Genomic DNA, 18,403 nt, shown 5'->3' with positions numbered 1-18,403 from the left:
ATATGTCTTTCACTGCTAGTGTCATTTCAGCAAAAGAATGGGGAGCTAAACCCCCAAAAAAATGGCCAGATACTACTAGACCACGATATATTATTATTCACCATACTGCTACTCCCAATGCCCCGAATGATCTATCCAAAGGAACCTTATGGGGCTCCAGAAGTTTGGCTAGGAGTATTCAAAAATCCCACATGGACGGCTTTGGCTGGGATGACTCAGGTCACAACTTTTTGAATACCACGGGTGGATATTTACTCGAAGGTAGACAGGGTTCCTTATCAGCGATTAAAAAAGGACGTTCTGTCAGCTCTGCTCATGCTGGTAGTACCCTAGGTAACCAGTCACCGGGAATTGAAAATGAAGGCACCTTTATCAGCTACCGGATGAATGCCAAACAATGGAAAAGTTTGGTAGATTTATGTGTTTCGATTTGCAAAACTACCAAGATTAGCCCAGATAATATTAAAGGACATCGAGACTTTTCACCAACCCAATGTCCTGGGGATTGGTTATACAGTCAATTGCCTCGGTTGCGCCGAGAAGTTCGTCAGCGCCTTGGCTCCTCAGTTGAAGACTATCTCAGAGAAGGAGACACTGGTCTGAAAGTCAAAGAGCTACAGCAATCCCTCCAAACTCAAGGGTTTAGTCCCGGTCCAGTTGATGGCATTTTTGGTCCTGCTACCACCAAAGCAGTGATTTCCTTTCAGAAGTTTGAGGGACTCAATCCCAATGGATTAGTGGGATCAAAGACCTGGGACGCACTGAAAAGTTCTTCTAAACCATCAGAGAAATCTCCTTCTGAACCAGGTAACAAGAAGCGCCAGCCTGTGGTTATCGTGAACACCTACAAGTATTATCGTGGCTTACCTCACCAAAAACAAGCGATTGAGTGGCTACAAAAACAACTACCAAAAGAAGTCTTGGAAGAGTTTTCAGAAAGATGGCGTAGTGATAAACCCTCATCTGGCTATCTTCCTTTAATTGAAGGAGCAGTTGGCTCAGAAGTAGAGGAACTACAGCAGCGGCTCCAAACCCAAGGATTTTATGCTGGTGCAACGGATGGGGATTTTGGCTCTCGGACAAAAGCTGCGGTGATTGCTTATCAGAAAGCGAAAGGATTATATGCTGATGGGATTGTGGGTTCTATAACTTGGTCTACTTTGAATCTTGACTAATGGGAATCGGTAATTTTGAATTGGTAATTGCTAGTTTACGATGACCCATTAATCATTAATCTATACAAGTTATTTTTTTTAGAAAGGAGGCTAACAAAGTATTTTGTTAGCCTCCTTTATCTAGGGATAAAACCAGTTAAATTTAAGCTATTTTTTTTATGCCTATAGACATAATTAAACGTAACTATGTTACTGGTTACGTTTATTAACGTTGATAAAACTCTTTATGTGAACCGTTTACCCTTGTCTAATATAGCACTACGCATTAAAGTTAGAATATTGATACAAGCAGCAAAAGCTGTTGTAGTCAACTTTTTCCTCTTGCCTCTTGTCTCTTGCCTTGCGCGTAGCGCTATACCTGATCTTAACAGTCAAGTTTAATTGTATATAACTACTTGAATCGAATATTTCTGATCTTATCGATCTATTCGGAAAACAGGTTGGTACTGTCGCAGACACGACCTCTGCCAGATATATGAATCAACAGCCAGTCAAGCTAATTGAATTTGACCAGGTGGAAGATGCATACAAAGCTCTCAAAGCGGGGCAAGTGCAGGCTTTAGTTTATGATTCACCAAGGTTACTTTACCAAACGTCACAAAACCGAGAATACCAGATTGTGGGTGAGTTGTTTGCTGAACAAGACTACGGCATAGTTTTGCCTCAAGGTAGTCATTATCGTGAGCCAATCAACCGAATTATTTTGCAATTACAGGAAGACGGAGAACTCACCAACCTAGAGCAAAAGTGGTTTCCTTCTAACCAGTAAGATTAGGTATGCTTAATCACGTACAATAGGGTCGATTGCATGCATAGTAATTGGTAATTGGCCATTGGTAATTGGTAATTGGTAAAGTGACACAAGAGATACAGCTTCAAATTGAAACAATTGATGAAAAATCCCTGCACCTAAGGACAGTCAAGGCTTTGGGACGAGCACACGCAACCACTCTTGGTCATTTTCCTGAAGGAGCTTTTGATCAACACGCACTCAGTCGTCAAATACTTGTGGCTCTGACTCCTGAAAAAAAGTGTACCGGTTATTTGTTATACCGGAAGGTGCGTAGACATAATATCATCGTTCTTGTTCATCTATGCATCGAGCCATCATGGCGTGGTAACGGTATTGCTAGAAAGCTAGTTAATTATCTAAGTCAGAATACTCAGGACTTTTACGGCATTAAACTCAAATGCCGTCGTGATTATGGATTAGAGAGAATGTGGTCTCACTTAGACTTTGTTCCTTTGGCTGAAAAACCCGGAAGGAGCAAGGATGGAAAACTACTTACCGTTTGGTGGCGCGATCACGACCATCCTACCCTATTTTCTACGGTTGCTACCCAAAAACTTGAGTCTAAATTATGTGCAGTCATTGATACCAGCGTGTTTTTTGACTTGCAAGGAGATGAAGCTAGGTCAAAGGCAGAATCTGACTCTCTACTAGCTGATTGGTTACAACCTGACTTGGAGTTATGTATAACTAATGAAATATTTAAGGTCATCAATACTATTGATGATACTAAACAAAGGAATAGTAAACGCCAGTTAGCCGATACCTTTACTCAACTCCCCTACAATCAGAAAGACTTTGAAACAGCTTGTCGCGCTCTAACCAAGGTTTTGTTATCAACTCAGGTAACTATCAATGAATCTCAACAGCGTCAGTTAGCTATAGCCATAGCTTCAGATGCACCATTTTTTTTGACTCGTAATTCACAAATACTAGCGATCGCAGATGCTATCAATGAGGAATTTAACTTATCAATCCTTAGTCCTACTAGTTTAATTGTTAAGCTAGATTACCTTCACGAATATATTAACTATCAGCCTGTACGCTTAGCAGGCACAGGTATCACTAGACAAGTTGTTCATAAATTAGATCAGGTACCTTTCTTGAGTCAAAGGTTTTTGATTGCTGCTAAGGGAGAAAAACTTAGTGATTTTCAAGGAAGGCTGGGCTATATTATTGCTAATACCGATAAATTTAATTGTTATATTATTCTGCAGTCAAAAAATACTCCCAAAAACAATACTCCCCTAGCTTTAATTGCGTATCATACCGATAAAACTCATGAGTTAAAGGTGCCAATTTTTCGGGTTAGATCAGGTCATCTTGAAGAAACAATAGCGCGTTACTTAATTTTTTGGTTTATATCCCTGTCAGTAAGTAAAAATCTGCCATTTACACGAATTACTGAACCTTATTTGAATCAAACTATTCTTAGCGCTATTCAAGATGATGCTTTTTTTAAAGTTAAGGATGGTTATTTAAATGCCAATCTTGCGGTTGCGGTTACGGCGACAGAATTATCCGACTATCTCACTAATTTAGCTAATCTAAGTCCGGATTATAATTTTTGTCTAAAAATTGCTGAAACCCTCAAAACTGATAATTTAACCAAAGCGGTAAAAACAACTATAGACGTTGAACGCATACTGTGGCCAGCAAAAATTATTGATGCTGACCTTCCTACTATAATCATTCCTATTCAAGCAGAATGGGCAAAGGAATTATTCGATGAAGACTTAGCTAACCAGCTCCTATTGAGATCGGAAACTGATCTGGCGCTAAAACGTGAACTTGTCTATTATCGAAGCCATAGAGGTAATGGTGGCTTAAAACCAGGGGTTGTTGGTAGAATTATTTGGTATGTAAGCTATAATAAAAACTATTGTGGCACAGGACAGGTAAGAGCTTGCTCTAGACTTGATGAAGTAGTCGTCAACAAACCTAAAAATCTCCATCAACAGTTTCGCAGATTGGGTGTATATGAATTAGAAGATTTAATGAAGCTTACCAAAAATGATCCTAATAAAAAGCTGATGGCCCTTCGATTTAGTAATACTGAACTGTTTAAAAATCCTATAAATTTGGCTGAAATTAAAGAAATACTTGGTAAGCGTGTAACAGTTCAATCACCGTTGCGGATTGAACAGGAACAATTTACAATGATATATAGAGAAGGCACCCCAAATAAGTAGTGTTAACAATGCCCAATGTGTTGTTATTATCAATTCGTCCTAAATATGCTAGTCAATTATTCAATGGAACCAAAAAAATTGAACTTCGTCGGGTGCGTCCTCGATTAGAAGCAGGGGATATTGTTGTGGTTTATGTCTCCGCTCCAGATAAGGTTTTATCGGGTTTTTTTGAAGTGGAAGACGTTATTCAAGACCGCCCGGATAACCTTTGGTATAAAGTAAAAGACAATGCTGGGATAGAAAAAAAAGATTTTAATGAGTATTATGAGGAAGCCGCCGTCGGTTATGGGATCTGCTTAAAACTCATAGAACATTTTGAGCCACCAGTAACCTTACAAGATTTGAGAGCAAAATGGGCTAACTTTAGACCTCCACAATCTTATCATTACTTAACGACTAGGGAATTTGAGTATCTTAAGTCTATTGTAGAGGATAAAATGGAAATTAGGTCAGAGCATTATATCAATTAGCTAAATCTTTGCTAAGAATAGATTTGGTAATGGGTCATGGAGAATCGATAATGGATAATAGCAATGCAATAACCCATGAATGATAATCAATGACTAACTAACTAACAGTCTAGAATTTATCAAACATGTTCTAAAAAAAATTAGGTGGATAGTATGGTAGGGGATAAGAAAGCTGAATTGGTCAGTCTATTTGAGGAATTTATCAGTTCATATCCCTACACACCGGTTGGGTTAAGTCACATGGCAACCTACAAAGAGCAGCGTCGCCTTTGGTGTCGGAATTTTGAAGCAATCTTTGCTATGGTAGAGTCGGGAGAAGCTATAACCGAACCGATACTGTTTCAGCTATTCCCTGATAGAGAATTGGCGATTACCTTGAATAGTCCATATGGTGAGGGTGATGGTTCATGGATACTAACTATTCCTAGAAAACGTGATAATTATTTAGAATTACGATTGCCATTAAAACTGAGATATCAGCAGAAATGGATACAAAGGTTAGTAGAGCAGATTGGTTACGACATTCTTGAATTTGTTGGTCGCTGCACTAAGCATCCTAATCAGTTATCAGCAGCTTGTGATCAGTTTTCTACAGGGGAATACTCTAAAGGTTTTCCCACGGAAATGCTGACGAATCTCCTCAATGGGCTGCAACCAGATAGGTTTCTGTTAATCAATGATAGTTCTCGACAGGTTATAAATTATTTTGTTAATACATCCTACGAAAAGAGACTGACAGATTATCCAGCGGCAAATGCTGCAGGATTGAAGCTGATTAAAGCATTAGATAACACTATGCATCAACCTGGTGTACCAGTGCTCAGGGATAATGATTTATTCGATATGTTTTGCTACTGGTTGGTTGCGGTTAAAGGGTATAATTTTTCGGGTAAGGAACTCCGAAGAGTAGAGGAGGCGATCGAATTTACCTCTGATGGTTCAAGGATGGCGTTACCAGGGGAGTATACGGTAAGCGAATGTGCTAAAGATACTGGTTTTGATATAGCAGAGTTAGAGGCATGGATACGTGCTATTGAACGCAAAGGACAAGGAATTTTTTACGGTCCACCAGGTACAGGTAAAACCTATAGTGCTCAAAAAATTGCTAACCATTTAATCAGTGGAAGTGATGGATTCACAGAACTTGTCCAATTCCATCCTGCCTATTCCTATGAAGACTTTATTCAAGGTATCCGTCCACAAAGTCAAAATGGGGAATTGAGATATCCTCTAGTTCCAGGCAGATTTATAGAATTCTGTAATAAAGCTGAATCTCGGCAAGGAATTTGTGTTATAATCATCGATGAAATTAATCGTGCTAACCTCGCTAGTGTGTTTGGAGAATTATTGTATCTACTAGAGTACCGGGGTCAAAAAATTCCCTTAGCTGGCAGTAATCAACTATTCAGTATCCCGAAAAATGTTCGGATCATCGGCACTATGAACACGGCAGACCGTTCTATTGCTCTAGTTGATCAGGCATTTCGCCGTCGCTTTGCATTTATTCGGCTCTATCCCAACTATGAAATCCTAAGACGATATCACGAAACAACGGATTTTCCAGTTAATGGATTGATTAAGATACTCGAACAAATAAATAATGCGATCGCAGATCCTAACTACTCCCTCGGAATCTCTTTTTTTCTAGTAGAAACAATAGCTGAGGAAATTGAATATATCTGGCAAAGGGAAATTGAGCCATATCTAGAAGAATACTTTTTCGATCAACGGGACAAACTAGACCAATTTCGCTGGGACACTATTAAAGTTAATATTAAAAATTTAAACTAAAAAATGAAAATAATTAAACTAACGGAATATCAGCCAGATAAGATTCCACGCTACCAGATTCCAGAATCGGTAATCCATGAATTGCAGCAAAAATACAGCAATCAGGTAACAGTAAATCTTGAATACTCCAAAACCGGGGATTACTGGCAACTAACCTCTCAAGGATGGGTAGGTTATATTCCCCTAACCAATGAACTGAGCATCCAACTCCAGCCGAAAGTCCCCCTAAACAATCTTTTCGGAATGCTTGACTATGCCTATAATCTTAGAAGCTTTCACATTCTAGAGGGGTTGATTGATTGTCAATCTCTAGAAGAATTTTACGATTACCTGGTCAGTATCCTCATTAATGGCATACGCGATCGCATTCGCCAAGGACTCTACCGCACCTACATCCCCACAATTGCTCAACTAGCATACCTTCGGGGGCGTTTGGATGTACAGCAAACGATCCAGAAGCCATGGGATATCAAACTTAACTGCCATTACGACGAACACACTAGTGACATCGAAGATAATCAGATTATCGCCTGGACACTCCACTGTATCTGTCGCACTAGTTTATATAGCGCTAATGTAAGTCCAATGTTGCGCCAAGCCTATCATGCCCTACAAAACCTTGTCACCCTACAACCTTATAGTGCTAGGGATTGTATCGGACGAAACTATAATCGGCTCAATCAGAATTACCAAAGGTTACATGCTCTTTGCCGCTTTTTTCTCGAACACAGCGGACCAAGTCATCAAACAGGTAGTAATACCATGTTGCCCTTTCTAGTTAACATGGCAAAACTCTATGAACGCTTTGTGGCTGAATGGCTAAAATCGCACTTACCCAGTGGCTTTGGGATTAAGATACTCGAAAAAGTAGACATCGACAAGACATTATATTTTTACATTGATTTAGTACTCTACGAGGTAGCGACTGAGAAAACATACTGCATTCTCGATACTAAGTATAAAATCCCTATTAGTCCATCTCGTGAGGATTTTAACCAAGTAGTAATCTATGCCATCACACAAGATTGCCAAGAGGCAGTTTTAGTATATCCAGCTCCTTTAACTCAACCCCTTGATGTTAAAATTCGTGATATTCGAGTCCGCAGCTTGACATTTTCCCTGGATGGGAATTTGGAAGAAGCTGGTCAACTATTCTTAAAAAAATTAACAGGACTGTCAGCTGAATGCTGACAGCGGTAGCCTGAATGCTTACGGTAATTGGTTATTTCCCTTAGCAATTACCCATTACAAAAAAAGAAGAACGATCTTGGAAATGATTCAAATGATTCAACAGACTTGATATCATTCATCATTGGCCAATTCTTCAACGCCCTGATGAATCACGATTGGTGTTCCCACAGACGCCCAATCAAATAACCACTCAGCATGATCCACAGCTACATTGACACAGCCATGACTTACTGGAGTACCAAACTTACGATGCCAGTATGCCCCATGGATAGCATAGCCCCGGTGGTAATACATGGCATAAGGTACATTAGCCAGATCGTAATCTGCACCACGCATTCTGTCCTTGCGACGCTTGGATTGAATAGTGAATGTACCAGGATGGGTAGGTGTTGAATCTTTACCAAAAAATTTGGGTAATCGCGCCCCGTCCTTATAGGACAGCTTTTTGTGAAATTAAGACTTGACGTTTTTTTCGCATCGTGTTAAAATAAAAGCCTAGCGAAAAAAAATAATGTTCTAGATAAACATGATCTTAAAATAAGTAGATAATGTAAAAAATAAGCTAAGAGATCAGCTTATTGCATAATCAAATCTAACGATTTGGATATCTACGAAAACATAAGATCAAGAAAAAGTTTATCTAACTTGTTAACTAGATTAGGTACGGTGGGGCACACCGAAACCTAGGTCATAGACCAAATACGCTTGTGGAGTGGAGACCTCTATTTTTCCTGGCTCCGGCCTGGTTAAACAAGTCACCCCGTTGAAGCAAGAATCCCCGTCCTTCCAGGGCGGGGAGTGTCAACAGTGGAGACAATTATTGCATAAACCGGTTGTCTACCTTCCCAAGCAATCAGCCTTTGATTGGTTAGGTCTATCTCAATCCAGCGTTCCTCTGAATCTTGCAGTTCCATCACTCTGGTAGCGATTTGCTCACTTACAGGATTGGTCAACGCTGGTGTTGTCCAGACAGCCAAGGCGATTAGCATCAGTGGGAAACTGGCAAACAAGCTTCTTAACGGATTTAGCCAGTGGAAAAACATATAACCTTAGCAGTCAATCAAACAAATCACCCATATCATAGCCTCAACTTAGAGAATCAGGGGCTAATCGTTGCTTTAGCTGTTTTGCTCGTTTTGCGATCGCATTCCAATTCCCCTCATCAATCAGGGATTGAGGAAACAAATTCCCTGAAAGACCCACAGCGATCGCTCCGATATTAATCAATTCCTGAGCATTGTCTATGGTAACACCACCAGTAGGAATTAAAGGGATGTGACCGAGTGGTCCAAGTAAGGCTTTGATGTAACTAGCACCACCGACTGCCTGAATCGGAAATACCTTAACACAGCTAGCACCAGCATCCCAAGCTGTCACAATTTCTGTGGGGGAAAGTGCTCCGGGAACCACTGGCACCTTAGCAGCTATTGCTGCTTTAATAACTGGTATATCTACATGGGGACTAAAGATAAACTGCGCTCCAACATCAATTGCCTGATGTAACTGAGATTGGTTTAAGATCGTGCCAGTACCGATGATACAGTTGGGTAATTCTCTATGGAGCTGACTAATCAGCTCAGGAGCATCAGCGCTATTCCAGGTAATTTCAATTAACCGTATACCCCCAGTGGCTACCGTCTTAGCCATCTGCTCGCCTAGGGATTTCGAGGATGCTCGAATCACAGCAATTACTCGCTGCTGTCGTAATAGGTTTAACCAGTTATCAATGATCAATTCTAGTTACCATTAGTTAAGCTCAACACCCTCGTGGGTTCCCGTAGCGTGACCTACGGTCAAACCGCATCTGCATAACTAGCAACTTGGGTTAATAAAATTTATATGACTTTCATAGAAAATGAAAATACAAGATTGAGACATTATTTAGCAAGACTACATCGACGCACTCTGTGCTACTCTAAATCTGAACAAGCGATGCAGCAAGGTCTTGGGGGTCTCTCCACACTCGCGCATTGCATCAATAAAATCTTGCATTTATCAATTAGGCTTCTTATTTATTATTTAAATTATCATAAAATTCCCCTTTATAGTTAAATCATTTCGATATTCAGCAACGCCCAATTTTGAGACAGTGTTTTTAAGTTCACTGAGCAATTGCGCTGTGAGGTAAGTTACGATGGTTTGATACTGGATTTAGGAAAATTAATCTATGAGCCTCGTTTTGGAACGTGAGACACCACCTTTGCGAGAAGATGAAACCGGAGCGATTCGAGTTGGAAATTCAAGGGTTTTGCTAGAGACTGTTATTCGAGCGTTTCAAGATGGTGCATCCCCTGAGTCTATTGTCCATCGATACTCGACTCTATCTTTGTCCGATGTTTACAATACAATTGGCTACTACCTTCGACACCAAAATGCGGTAGAAACATACTTAAATCAGAGAGAGCAATTAGCTGAATCAGTGCAGCAACGTTTGTCTAGTATCCAACCTGATCTCAGCGTAATTCGTACCCGTTTGCTATCTCAGCACAATCATTAGAAAGGGTATTGTGCTGTATTTGCCTTTGTGACCAATAATTACTCACTCTACAATACTGTACAATTTAGTAAATATTCGGAAATTTATGCTTAAAAGCCCGTGACGAGGATTGAACTCGTGACCTCACCCTTACCAAGGGTGTGCTCTACCACTGAGCCACACGGGCTAGATTGAAATTATTAGATTTACATTATTGGTTTGATTTAGCCTATTGTACTTTGGCCAAATTTACTCTGCCAAGGTATCAATTAATCAGCTTTTGATTTACCGAGGCCAAACCAGTCATGGTAATTAGTTAACGGTTAAAATCAGCAAATATTATGCTGACTTATCAAAAGCATATTTAGGTTATATCTCAAACCATTGTGGTGGGCCGGGCTGGATTTGAACCAGCGTAGGCATAGCCAACGGATTTACAGTCCGCCCCCATTAACCACTCGGGCACCGACCCTTTTAGCTCACATTTATAAATGTTAGCACAGCTTTTAGGAATTGTCAATTTTTTCAGGAAATCGACCGGAATTAGCCAATGCTGTAAGCGTTGTGCAATGCCCACCAGATCAGAACGCTGATACTGCCCAAAACCAGAATTGCTGAAATAACAACGGCTTTCGGGCTATCAGCTCCTTTAAACTTCATGATGCCACGATTGAGGTCTGACATAGTTTGTCGCTCCTGTTTGAGTTATCAGGGATCTAACCAACAAGTCGATTATAGCCAGGGCTAAATCAGGGGGAAATTTACCGATTAACCTTGGTATACTCAGCTTTGAGCGGTTATACTCGGCTTTTAAAGTGATCTCAGTACTGAAAACCTAGAGAAAAGTATAGGAAAAATTTATAAAATATATAGGATTTTCTTGTGAAAGTATTGCTATTAACCTTGGCAGTGCTAGTCAGTTCCTTGGTAGCGCTAGAGGTGGGTTTACGATGGCTGCTGGGCTTCGGTAATCCCCTGATTTATGTGGCAGATGAGGAAATTGGCTACTTGCTAGCCCCTAACCAAAGCACCAGACGGTTTGGCAACCGCATTGTCATTAATGAATATTCCATGCGCAGTCCCACCACTACTCCTAGCCCACCGCCATCGATGCTGCGGGTGTTCCTACTGGGGGATTCTGTTGCCAATGGGGCTTGGTGGACAGACCAAGACCAAACCATATCAGCACGGCTCCAATCTCAATTAGAACTATGGCTGACCAAAGACGTCTTACCAAGTCTAACCAAGGAGAAACCATTTGAAACAGTCGAAGTCCTTAATGCTTCTGCTAATTCTTGGGGACCACGAAATGAGTTAGCCTATCTACGACGCTTTGGCACCTTCAACGCCCATGTAGTGGTATTACTGATTAATACCGATGACTTGTTTGCTACAGCACCGACTTCTGTACAAGTGGGACGCGATCGCAATTATCCCAGCCAAAAACCCCTCTTAGCCATAGCCGAGATCTGGAGTCGCTATCTCCTGAGAGCACCAGCTATTCCTGAAATGGAAGCAGTCAGAGCAGAACCAGGAGACCGGGTTGGCTTTAATCTCAAGGCCATTGGGGAAATTAAGACCCTAACTGATGCTGCTGGAGCCAAGTTAGTGCTAGGGATGACCCCCCTACTCCGGGAAATTGGTACCAAAGGACCTCGTGACTATGAGTTAAAAGCCCGTAAACGCTTGAGTGACTTTACTGGCGAGCACAACATTACTTATCTAGATTTTTTACCAGTGTTCAATAACACCGAAACACCAGAAATACTTTACCGTGACCACATTCACCTTAGCCCCCAAGGAAATCAGAAAGTCAGTGAAGTTATATCAGCTCAGTTGACATCTCCCCCGGTTGAAACACGGGGGATTCTATGAGGATGTGAAGTCGCAGCGGTTTTCCCGTGCGACGCTTCGCGAACACAGCTCATTCGATATGATTTTTTAAGAGAGTTAAAAATGTCATACCTATGCGGGAGTGTCAAAGCTCCCCTACCCATCTTGGTTAGATCGAGACCTAACTGTTTGGCTACTTTCCTAGTAATGTTTCCCGCGCCATTACAGTCTGCATTAACTAGGTATCCTTCCTTGGTCTTATAAAGCCCGCGCCTTACTCTTTTTCCCGAAGGTTGCCATCCACTGGGTTTTTCACCGTGCTTAGGTAATGGGTCTTCGTCCAAGTACGACGCTTTACTTGTGTAAGATTCCTCAGTTACTGTCAATTTAATGCCATACTCAGGGCATATTTGTTCCAGCCTTTTGATTAATCTTTTTGTAGGAATTACTACAAAATTTTGATTACCTCTTCGACCTATATTAATTGAGTCTTTTTGTCGTTCATTCCATCCGATTACAATATTCCCAATGCGGTCGTTGAGGCAGCGATTAATAATGAAACGGGCGGCTTTATTGACTGCATCCCGCATTTGGTTATTTCGATTCCGCTGAACTCTATCTAAGTTCGTATCCCAATAAAACTCAGGCTTCCCGGTTTTGTATTTTGCGACCAGGCGAGCATAACCCTGATTCATTGACTTCAGCTTTCGACCATCAAGGATTAGACTCTTTCCATGAGTCGATACACCGGTCAACCAATTATCGCCACCATGATCGAAACTCCATGCCTGAGAATAATCAAGATTTGGGTTATCCTCTATCGGCTGTTTTTCATCATCTATCACCCAGTGGATCCATAGTTGCCCTAAATATGGTCGAATAGTCACCTCTTTGACCCAATCTGGGTCAAAAAAATACGGAGCTTCTAAGGCTATTTCAGTAAGTAATTCTGATTTACTCTCTTTGCTTATAGAAGGATAAAATAAACCTTCTTTGTAAGTAAGAGCTTGCCTGGGAAAAGTAACAGCTGCTAGTCCCCCTTTCTTTCGGTATCTAAGAAGCCTTGGTCTGTCTACCTGGCCTTTATAGTAAAGTCCAACTAATTGGTTGTAACTTGTAATTGATTCAGCCACAGACTTGAGAGTTTGCTGTGCTGATTGGGCGGCCATGGCTTTGTAGTGGGGGTTTTCTTTCAGCTCTTTACAAAGCTCTGCGTATTTAACCCCGCACTTATAAGTTCTCCACCCATACCGCAGTACATCTTCCTTCCAGTAAGTGGTGTAAGCCTCTACTTGTTGCTCTAGCCAACTGTAATGCTTTTGTTTAGAGTAATAAATCGCACAATTCCATAGACTGTTAGCATTCTCACATTGAAACAGCCAAAAAGCTTTTTCTTCATCATTAAATACTGCTTTTACAGGAATTGTTTTGTACATCTTGATCATCACCTCCTTTCAAATATTGTGACATATCTATAGTTTCATTAAATAGTTCCATTAAATAGTTTCATGGGTTCGAGATACGACTGGATTAATCCAGTCGCTCTGTTTCACACCCGGTCTAAAAACGCAGGGCTCTCACATTTCGGGGTGTCTTGGTAGCTTCATCAGTGATCACACTGGTCAGGTAAATGATCAAAGCCACAGGGGAAAAGGTTGATCGCAAATCCGAATTCAAGACCCCCTGTTGAAGTCAGTCCAGGCAGACTTTGTACTTATTTGTTCCTTACCCTATTGGGCTCCCCCTAATGTCGGTCAGTTACAAGTGCAACTGACCCCTACATCATCAACAACAAATCAACAACAAGTCACTAACACGGAACTGTCATGACGGAAGTATGGAGTTTATGATTCCCATTGTCTACGTTGTGCCAAACTTGACCATCAAGAGCCATCTGCTCAATCAAACTGGCCAAGCGCAGTGCTTTCAGAGCTTGTTCACCTCCGACAGAAGGTTGATTACCACCCCGTACACAATTGACAAAGTGTTCTAACTCAGCATGGAGTGGTTCAATATTACTGGTATAAACCTTCTCAATCAAACCATCCTGTCGGTAAAGCACTTGACCATAGTCGGTCATATAATTGGCAGTGGTTTGCCGATGAATTAGAATCTCATTATTTAGGAAATCAGCTTCCGTCAGAGAATTTTTGCAATGGGCAGCGATGCGACGGATTTTTCGGTGTGTCACTTTACTGGCCGTGACAGTACCAACAATACCATTGGCAAACCCCAAGGTAGCAGTGACGTAATCTAAATACCCGGAATCAGAAGCACGGCTGCCACTAGCGGTTAACCTTGTCACAGGTGAGGCTACCAATTCTAGTAATAGATCTATATCATGAATCATGAGATCCAAAACCACCGAGACATCATTGGCTCGGTCAGAGTAGGGACTCATGCGATGAGCTTCCACAGCCAGCAATTGTTCTGTCTTGAGAACTTTGCTCAGTTCAAGGAAAGCTGGGTTAAAACGTTCAATATGTCCAACTTGGAGAATACATTGGGACTCTGCTGCTGCATTTACTAACGATTCTGCCTCAGCAATACTAGCGGCAATCGGTTTTTCAATTAAGATATGCACTCCAGCTTGTAGACAAGTCATCCCGACGTCATGATGTAGACGGGTCGGTACTGCAATGCAAACCGCCTCTACATAGGGAAGAAGATCGTGATAATCTTCAAAAAAGCGAACACGGTACTTACTGGCAATATTTAAACCACGCTCGACGTTAATGTCTGCCACACCCACAATTTCAACGTCTTTGAGAAGACTCAAAACTCGGGCATGATGTTGTCCCATATTGCCAACGCCAATCACACCGATTTTGATTGGCTGCGGTAAGTTGCGCTGGACTTGATGATCTCGATGTCTTTGATAAGTACTATTCTGCACTCTTTTTTGCTCCTCCACCACTGGTAATAAGTCGATTTACTTAATCTAAGTCGCCTTAAACCATCCAGATAGTACCACAGCAACTATAAATGTGAAGAATTTCAAAGCTTTGTCCATCCCACTCAAGCTAAAAGAACCTTTAAAACATGTGTTCTATATTTATTGTGGTTTGACGAAATATGGAACACTAACCCTATGTGTCAGTTTGTGGGTTGTCTGTTGACAGAGCAATGAAATTATTAATTGGTAGTTGTAGTAACAGTGCAAAACGTTTGATTAGGCATTATCCTGATGAGACTTGTGATATCTGGTTGGATCATGTCTAAGAAAGTAATTGTGTTGTTATCTGGAGGTTTAGACTCTGCTACAGTTTTGTATCAATCAGTAGGAGACGGTTATGAGTGTTATGCCCTTTCCTTTGATTATCAGCAGCGACATCGACGAGAACTCAAATCAGCCTACGCAATTGCTACTGCAGCAGGTGTTAAGGAACATCAGGTAGTCAGGTTTGACTTACGGCAGTGGGGAGGTTCAGCGTTAACCGATGATAACCTTGACCTACCCAAGGAGCGTAGTCTAGAGCAGATGTCTCAAGAAATCCCCATTACCTACGTTCCAGCCCGTAACACGATTTTTCTGAGCTTTGGCTTATCCTATGCAGAAGCAATTGGTGCTGAGGGAGTCTATGTGGGTGTCAATGCCTTGGATTATTCTGGGTATCCAGATTGCCGTCCGGATTATATCAAAGCAATGCAGACAGCTTTTGATTTGGGCACAAAACAAGGTAGGGAGGGCAATGGAATTAAAATTTTCACTCCTCTGATTGACCTGAAAAAAACCGAAATTATCCAATTAGGCAATCAGCTGGGTGTTCCTTGGGAAAAAACCTGGTCATGCTACACAGGTAACGATCTAGCTTGTGGTGTTTGTGATGCTTGTCGGTTGCGATTGGCTGCCTTTGCTGAGTTGGGATTGGACGATCCACTTCCTTATCAGGAAGGCTGAGTGCCTCAGTGTGAAGGGTGCTGAGTAAACTGAGTAATCAGTGTGTTGGTAGAAGAACAGGGATTTTCATTCCTGTTGGATACTAGGAGAATTGATTTAGCCGATAGTTACGTCTGGCGTAGATACGGTAAACCCCTGTATCTGCCAGCAATAATTCTTGATCAATCACTAACTGGTAGCCTTTCCTTTGGAGTAAGTTTGTGATCTGCTTTAGTTTTATCCCTGCTGTAATCTGATCAACCTCCATGACAATTTGCTGAATTTTTTCCCAATCCTTCTCCTTGATGCCAGCCAAGATATCTAGCTGAGGTTGATCAGCATTAATTTTGAGTAAATCAATTTTTTCAATGTTCTGTTTATGAATAAAACTAGATATAGTCTTTGAGTGCTTGGAAAGTCCAAAATTGAAGACTTTGGCATTGGAGCCATACAGTGATGCATTGATCTGCAACAGTTCAAAAACATCTGGTAAGGCTTCAAAGGAGAATAGTCTGGCATTTTTACAGATTTGCTGGGCAAACAGGGTGAACATACCGATGTTTGCCCCTATATCAAAAATACAATCCCCATCATGGATAGTTATGCCATGTTTAATATAGGTTTGTTTTTCAAATATTTCTTGATATAATTCCTCAGTTTCTTGTTCATTTTCATGAACAATTACTAAATTATTTGGTAATTGGTAATCGTTATAATTAGCTAGTAATGCTTCGGCTTTAAGAATATCAAAATTGGTAGCTAACGTTAAGTTATACTGATGATTTGCTGATAAGGGCTGATTGGCAGGAGACCTGATCCAATCTTCAAAACTTGAGGAGATGACAGGACTGCCATTTTTTTGAGTAGATATTAGACTAGACTTATCAAGTATTTGTTCAACATCTTGATTAGATTTTGATAAGTTTATTTGGGATGGAATATTTATATCTTCCATCCATAAATTAACAGATTCATTGAAGGGTTCTGCTGTCAGGGTAGCTGTTAGTTTAATAGTTATTTCAGATAGTTTATTTGCGTTTAATACCATAGGTATTTTCGTTAACTATATTGATTAAACTGCACAGTAGTAATATCACTAATTATAAGTAGTTATATCGACAGAGATATTACTGACTTACTTATAGTGTAGTAAAGCACCCTGATTGAATTTTAGTTAATTAAAGCAATTTTAAGCAATCTTAATTTAAATTTCATTAAAATTATAAAAATCAATAAGACTCTGGCGATATTCTTTACCCTGGATTTTATGTTAATCCTCTTCCGAATATAATCATTTCGACATGGATTTAGATGGCAGTTGACTTAAGAGTAAATAAACCTGTATCTATACAATATTGACTCATCCATGTTAGTAATTGGTTGCCATTTTGGCAAAATTTTCGGTTATGAGGAAGGAGAGGCCGTGAGCCACGCTACGCGATTGACCGTAGGTCACCCTAAGCGAACGGATATTCTGGAGGAGCGAGAAAATCCCGATGACCAGCAATATGTGGATCAGTAAGGGTGAATAAAACGATAACGACTGATCATACTATGAAAATATTTATAGTTACTGGTTTAACGTTGAGTAGTTTTACAAAAATATGCGATCGCGTCCAATCAAAGCATGTCTTGTCAATCCAATGGTGTCTTTTAGCTCAAGCTCTGACCGAAATTCAAGTAAATCATTATGATTCCAAATGCTGGGAGTGATTTTCGGGATACTCTGGGGGTTCAAACCGAAGTATATTTCATAACCGATAGGTTGAAATCAATTTAATAGGGTTACAGTTGACGCTTGACGCTTGAGTGTCAGGGATAAACGCTCAACAAAAAAATTCAACTAGTGACCTCAAACAATCTAAAACGGAACTAGATAAGGAACTAGATATAGTTAAGCATATTCAATATCTCAATATCTCAATTGATTTAAAACTACGGTTTAGGAGACTTGTTTTATTTGCCAATCAAGTATATAATAGTGAATGGAAATCACATCAATTTTCATCCTAACTGTTGAAACTCTTCTTAATAACCAGAGTAACTGCTCTTTTCTTGCCACTAAACGTAACTAGTTGGTAACGAGTCAGCAGTCAGCTCTCGGCTGTGGAGCTTCTCAAGATAGGTGTCCACAATTGCTCATGTCTTCCTTCCTGTTGAGATAGGTACTACGGAATTATTCTGATCAGGAAATTCGGCACCATGTCACCCACAGAGGCGGTTGTCGGGCAAAAGCGATGCAGCGCAGCCATTGGGGAGCAAGTGCGGTCTTGGGGAGGCAGTGCGGTCTTGGGGAGGCAGTGCGGTCTTGGGGGTTCCCCCATGAGTGACTGCCGTGGTCTCCACGGGGCTTTCAAGGTGCGGACGCAGGTTCCGCACACAGCCCCTCCCCATGAGCGACTGCCGTGGTCTCCTCACTCGCAGTTTGCATCAAGACAATTTCACCACAATGTCACAAAGAGTACTCATCAAGGGTACCCTCAAAAACAACACTTGCCAGCATACTAAATATATCAGTAAGCCCACCCACAACAGTCTTTTTCCCCAAGCTAGACTGTTAAATCATCAAGGTGTAAGCTTAGCGGGAACTGGCAAGGGGTTCAGT

At 40.9% G+C, this 18,403-nt stretch carries 17 protein-coding genes, 2 tRNA genes and 3 pseudogenes; 13 read left to right on the top strand and 9 right to left on the bottom strand.

Annotation, left to right across the window (positions count from 1 at the left end; translation table 11 throughout):
* Positions 1–2 precede the first annotated feature (2 nt).
* The 7 genes and pseudogenes from LYNGBM3L_RS21485 (at position 3) to LYNGBM3L_RS21460 (ending at position 7,609) form a co-directional block, all read left to right on the top strand.
* Positions 3–1,175: a peptidoglycan recognition protein family protein gene (locus LYNGBM3L_RS21485; RefSeq protein ID WP_008187826.1), complete on the top strand. Its 1,173-nt coding sequence runs from the start codon at positions 3–5 to the stop codon at positions 1,173–1,175.
* Positions 1,176–1,650: 475 nt separating this feature from the next.
* On the top strand, positions 1,651–1,944 hold the full coding sequence (locus LYNGBM3L_RS21480; protein WP_008187824.1) for a type 2 periplasmic-binding domain-containing protein: 294 nt from the start codon (positions 1,651–1,653) through the stop codon (positions 1,942–1,944).
* A gap of 86 nt (positions 1,945–2,030) precedes the next feature.
* Positions 2,031–2,420 (top strand): annotated as a pseudogene (locus tag LYNGBM3L_RS49475) (GNAT family N-acetyltransferase); the annotation flags it as partial.
* A 138-nt stretch (positions 2,421–2,558) separates the two neighbouring features.
* Positions 2,559–4,157 (top strand): PIN domain-containing protein, encoded by a 1,599-nt coding sequence (locus LYNGBM3L_RS21475; RefSeq protein WP_229414647.1) that lies wholly within the window; start codon positions 2,559–2,561, stop codon positions 4,155–4,157.
* A gap of 8 nt (positions 4,158–4,165) precedes the next feature.
* Entirely contained in the window at positions 4,166–4,627 is a 462-nt protein-coding gene (locus LYNGBM3L_RS21470) for an ASCH domain-containing protein (RefSeq protein ID WP_008187820.1), read from the top strand.
* A gap of 153 nt (positions 4,628–4,780) precedes the next feature.
* Positions 4,781–6,418 (top strand): McrB family protein, encoded by a 1,638-nt coding sequence (locus LYNGBM3L_RS21465; protein ID WP_008187818.1) that lies wholly within the window; start codon positions 4,781–4,783, stop codon positions 6,416–6,418.
* A 3-nt stretch (positions 6,419–6,421) separates the two neighbouring features.
* A complete protein-coding gene (locus tag LYNGBM3L_RS21460; RefSeq protein WP_008187816.1) occupies positions 6,422–7,609 on the top strand; it encodes an McrC family protein in 1,188 nt (395 codons plus the stop codon).
* A 111-nt stretch (positions 7,610–7,720) separates the two neighbouring features.
* Here the strand turns inward: LYNGBM3L_RS21460 and LYNGBM3L_RS21455 are convergent.
* The 3 genes and pseudogenes from LYNGBM3L_RS21455 to LYNGBM3L_RS21445 all read right to left on the bottom strand — a co-directional run.
* Positions 7,721–8,011: pseudogene (locus tag LYNGBM3L_RS21455) on the bottom strand (L,D-transpeptidase); the annotation flags it as partial.
* A 353-nt stretch (positions 8,012–8,364) separates the two neighbouring features.
* Complete coding sequence (locus LYNGBM3L_RS47710; RefSeq protein WP_131827226.1) at positions 8,365–8,598, bottom strand: L,D-transpeptidase; 234 nt, start codon at positions 8,596–8,598, stop codon at positions 8,365–8,367.
* Positions 8,599–8,695: 97 nt separating this feature from the next.
* Positions 8,696–9,343, bottom strand: coding sequence for a bifunctional 4-hydroxy-2-oxoglutarate aldolase/2-dehydro-3-deoxy-phosphogluconate aldolase (locus LYNGBM3L_RS21445; protein WP_008187810.1), 648 nt, complete (start codon positions 9,341–9,343; stop codon positions 8,696–8,698).
* A 90-nt stretch (positions 9,344–9,433) separates the two neighbouring features.
* On the opposite strand from LYNGBM3L_RS21445, the pseudogene LYNGBM3L_RS36935 reads away from it, so the two are divergent.
* Together LYNGBM3L_RS36935 and LYNGBM3L_RS21440 are read left to right on the top strand one after the other, a co-directional pair.
* Positions 9,434–9,661, top strand: a pseudogene (locus LYNGBM3L_RS36935) (IS1 family transposase); the annotation flags it as partial.
* 115 nt (positions 9,662–9,776) lie between these two features.
* A complete protein-coding gene (locus LYNGBM3L_RS21440; protein ID WP_008187807.1) occupies positions 9,777–10,106 on the top strand; it encodes a DUF433 domain-containing protein in 330 nt (109 codons plus the stop codon).
* A 94-nt stretch (positions 10,107–10,200) separates the two neighbouring features.
* Here LYNGBM3L_RS21440 and LYNGBM3L_RS21435 read toward each other — a convergent pair.
* The 3 genes from LYNGBM3L_RS21435 to LYNGBM3L_RS46010 form a co-directional block, all read right to left on the bottom strand.
* Positions 10,201–10,272, bottom strand: a tRNA-Thr gene (locus tag LYNGBM3L_RS21435).
* Positions 10,273–10,472: 200 nt separating this feature from the next.
* Positions 10,473–10,557: transfer RNA gene (locus LYNGBM3L_RS21430), tRNA-Tyr, on the bottom strand.
* Between the two features lie 71 nt (positions 10,558–10,628).
* Entirely contained in the window at positions 10,629–10,769 is a 141-nt protein-coding gene (locus LYNGBM3L_RS46010) for a hypothetical protein (RefSeq protein ID WP_008187806.1), read from the bottom strand.
* 198 nt (positions 10,770–10,967) lie between these two features.
* On the opposite strand from LYNGBM3L_RS46010, the gene LYNGBM3L_RS21425 reads away from it, so the two are divergent.
* A complete protein-coding gene (locus LYNGBM3L_RS21425; protein WP_008187804.1) occupies positions 10,968–11,960 on the top strand; it encodes an SGNH/GDSL hydrolase family protein in 993 nt (330 codons plus the stop codon).
* Here LYNGBM3L_RS21425 and LYNGBM3L_RS21420 read toward each other — a convergent pair.
* Together LYNGBM3L_RS21420 and LYNGBM3L_RS21415 are read right to left on the bottom strand one after the other, a co-directional pair.
* Entirely contained in the window at positions 11,918–13,354 is a 1,437-nt protein-coding gene (locus LYNGBM3L_RS21420) for an RNA-guided endonuclease InsQ/TnpB family protein (protein ID WP_044494236.1), read from the bottom strand. The two genes, LYNGBM3L_RS21425 and LYNGBM3L_RS21420, sit on opposite strands and share 43 nt — an antisense overlap.
* A 374-nt stretch (positions 13,355–13,728) precedes the next feature.
* Entirely contained in the window at positions 13,729–14,814 is a 1,086-nt protein-coding gene (locus tag LYNGBM3L_RS21415) for a Gfo/Idh/MocA family protein (protein WP_131827227.1), read from the bottom strand.
* Positions 14,815–15,132: 318 nt separating this feature from the next.
* Here LYNGBM3L_RS21415 and queC point away from each other — a divergent pair, with 318 nt between their 5' ends.
* The gene (queC, locus tag LYNGBM3L_RS21410; RefSeq protein ID WP_008187799.1) at positions 15,133–15,819 is read left to right on the top strand and encodes a 7-cyano-7-deazaguanine synthase QueC; all 687 of its coding nucleotides are present in this window, start codon (positions 15,133–15,135) and stop codon (positions 15,817–15,819) included.
* Between the two features lie 82 nt (positions 15,820–15,901).
* On the opposite strand, the gene LYNGBM3L_RS21405 is transcribed toward queC, so the two are convergent.
* Positions 15,902–16,846, bottom strand: coding sequence for an FkbM family methyltransferase (locus LYNGBM3L_RS21405; RefSeq protein WP_008187797.1), 945 nt, complete (start codon positions 16,844–16,846; stop codon positions 15,902–15,904).
* Between the two features lie 318 nt (positions 16,847–17,164).
* Between LYNGBM3L_RS21405 and LYNGBM3L_RS44065 the strand changes: the two genes are divergently transcribed.
* Positions 17,165–17,320, top strand: coding sequence for a hypothetical protein (locus LYNGBM3L_RS44065; RefSeq protein WP_008187796.1), 156 nt, complete (start codon positions 17,165–17,167; stop codon positions 17,318–17,320).
* A 680-nt stretch (positions 17,321–18,000) separates the two neighbouring features.
* On the top strand, positions 18,001–18,306 hold the full coding sequence (locus tag LYNGBM3L_RS41400) for a hypothetical protein (protein ID WP_131827228.1): 306 nt from the start codon (positions 18,001–18,003) through the stop codon (positions 18,304–18,306).
* Positions 18,307–18,403 lie beyond the last annotated feature (97 nt).

Origin of the sequence: Moorena producens 3L, assembly GCF_000211815.1 — a bacterium.
GTDB lineage: Bacteria > Cyanobacteriota > Cyanobacteriia > Cyanobacteriales > Coleofasciculaceae > Moorena > Moorena producens.
The sequence above is the reverse complement of the archived record's forward strand: the minus strand, read 5'-3'. Positions and strand labels throughout refer to the sequence as shown.